Origin of the sequence: Rubrivivax benzoatilyticus JA2 = ATCC BAA-35 (assembly GCF_000190375.1) — a bacterium.
GTDB lineage: Bacteria > Pseudomonadota > Gammaproteobacteria > Burkholderiales > Burkholderiaceae_C > Rubrivivax > Rubrivivax benzoatilyticus.
Genome location: NZ_AEWG01000109.1, coordinates 1 through 596, shown reverse-complemented (window position 1 = coordinate 596; position 596 = coordinate 1). Strand labels below are relative to the sequence as shown.

Here is a 596-nt window from a genome sequence, read left to right as displayed (position 1 = left end):
CCTCGGCCGAGGCCGTCGCCGCGGGCGCGGCGGGCTGGGCCGGCGCGGAGGCCGCGCCCTGCAGCTTCTTCAGCTCGTCGACGTTGCGCGCGAGCTCGGCCAGACGCTGGTCGGCGGCACGGCGCTCGGCCTCCTTGGACAGCTTGGCCTCCGGCGCGGCCGCGACGGCGCCCTGCGACAGCTTGAGCTTGTCGGGCGTCGGCGCGGCGGCCTGGCGGCGGTCTTCGACGCTGGCCTGCACCTTGCCCTTGGCCTGGCGCGCCGGCTCGTCGGCGGCGGCCGTGGTGCTGCCGGCCAGACGCTGGCGGTAGGCGGCGAAGTCGGCGGCCTGCGCGACGATGATCTCGCGGGCCTCGGCCGGCGCGAGCTTGGCCGCGTCGTCGGACGACGGCACGGTCAGCACGGCGCCGGACTTCAGCCGGTTCATGTTGTCGCCGACGAAGGCCTGCGGGTTGCCGCGGAACAGCGCCACGAGCATCTGGTCCAGCGAGACGCCGGCGGCCTGGGTGCGCGAGGCGATGCCGAACAGCGTGTCGCCGCGGCGCACGCGGACCTGGTCATCGGCATCGGCGGCCCGCGCGGCACGCGGTGCCTCG

General features: G+C 76.7%; 1 protein-coding gene. It reads right to left on the bottom strand.

What is annotated here, in order from left to right; genetic code table 11:
• Positions 1 to 596: FimV/HubP family polar landmark protein (locus tag RBXJA2T_RS12965; protein WP_009857841.1), on the bottom strand; the 596-nt coding region annotated here is incomplete at both ends.